This window comes from Mesorhizobium sp. M2A.F.Ca.ET.037.01.1.1, assembly GCF_003998075.1.
Taxonomy (GTDB): domain Bacteria; phylum Pseudomonadota; class Alphaproteobacteria; order Rhizobiales; family Rhizobiaceae; genus Mesorhizobium.
Window position 1 is genome coordinate 1 of record NZ_RZSA01001336.1, and the last position, 1,410, is coordinate 1,410.

Genomic DNA, 1,410 nt, shown 5'->3' on the forward strand with positions numbered 1-1,410 from the left:
GGGCGGAGCAGGGGCCGACCTCCTGCACATTGGTGCTGTCGGATAACGCCGAAACGCGGACGCACTACCCCTTCGCCTTTCGCTTGGCCATCGGCTACGAGCTGACGTCCCGGCAGCTTGGCGTGACCTTCGAGATCACCAATACCGGCGACGAGCCGCTGCCGGCCTCGATCGGCGCGCATCCGGCGTTCAACTGGCCGCTGCTGCCGGAACTGCCCAAGGAAGCCTATCGGCTGACCTTCGCCAAGAATGAGCCGGCGCCGGTCCGCCGCCTGAAGGACGGCCTGCTGCTGCCGGCCCCGCAACCGACGCCCATCCAGGGAAAGACGCTGCCGCTGTCCGAAAAACTGTTCGTCGACGACGCCGTCATTCTCGACAAGCCGGTGAGCAACAGCGTGCGCTACGCCGCCGAGCGCGGGCCGGCGATCGAGATGTCATGGCAGGGCTTCAACGAGCTGGGCATCTGGTCCAAGCCCGGCGGCGCGCCTTTCCTGTGCATCGAGCCCTGGCACGGCATCGCCAGTCCCGTCGATTTCGACGGCGAGTTCACCGGCAAGCCTGGCGTCATGCTGATCGAGCCGGGTACCCGGCGCGTCCTGAGCTACCGGATCGGCCTCAGCCGGGAACCGTAGGCAATGGCGTACGCGATCAAGGCCGAGATCGAGGACCCGCAGGCGGAAACCTTCGTCTTCGCCGCCCAGAAAACCATGTATGGCGGCAAGCGCATTGCGGAAGGCGACGTCATCTTCCTGTTCGCCAGCGAGAACGAAGGCGGGCAGGGGCTGATCGCGCGCGGCGTCGTGACCTCATCGGAGGCCACACCCAGGCGTCCCGATCTCGAACGGCAGACGCCGCGGGTCAGTGTCTCAGTCCGCCGTACCGCCCTGGCGACGAAACGGCTGGGCCGCAATGAGCTCAAGCGCTTCAGGGACTGGAAGGACGGCCGGCCCGAGATCGAGCTCAATTTCAAATTCTACCGCCAGGCGACGAACAAGATCGTCGGCATCTCGGACGTGACGGCGGCATTTCTCGAACGGTTCTTCTAGCTCCGGCTTCTTCCGATGCTAGCCCTCCCAGCGTGGCTGCCGCACGATCGCACCTATCGCATTGACGAGAAGCCGCGCCGCGGTCAGCGCCGACAGGCCGTCAATATCGGCGGGTGGGTAGAGTTCAACGAGGTCGAACCCCGCGATCCTGGCCCGCTTGCCGAGGCCCGCGATCAGGTCGGTCGCTTGTGTATAGTTGACGCCGCCGGGCGTGCGCGCCGCCACGCCCGGCATGATCGAGGGATCGAGGCTGTCGCAGTCTAGGGTGACGACGACACGCGCTCCTTCCGGAATGTGCTGCAAAGCAGCTTCGACGCCGTGGGCGTGAACCTCGCGCGCTGTGACGAACCGGCTGCCATAGCGC

At 66.0% G+C, this 1,410-nt stretch carries 3 protein-coding genes; 2 read left to right on the plus strand and 1 reads right to left on the minus strand.

Features of this window, described 5'->3' with window-relative positions:
- Together EOA27_RS36495 and EOA27_RS36500 are read left to right on the plus strand one after the other, a co-directional pair.
- The coding region (locus EOA27_RS36495) for an aldose 1-epimerase family protein (RefSeq protein ID WP_127258714.1) at window positions 1-632 on the plus strand (632 nt) is incomplete at its 5' end.
- A 3-nt stretch (window positions 633-635) separates the two neighbouring features.
- Entirely contained in the window at window positions 636-1,046 is a 411-nt protein-coding gene (locus EOA27_RS36500) for a hypothetical protein (RefSeq protein ID WP_126082747.1), read from the plus strand.
- Window positions 1,047-1,064: 18 nt separating this feature from the next.
- Here the strand turns inward: EOA27_RS36500 and EOA27_RS36505 are convergent.
- Window positions 1,065-1,410: arginase family protein (locus tag EOA27_RS36505; protein ID WP_189562317.1), on the minus strand; the 346-nt coding region annotated here is incomplete at its 5' end.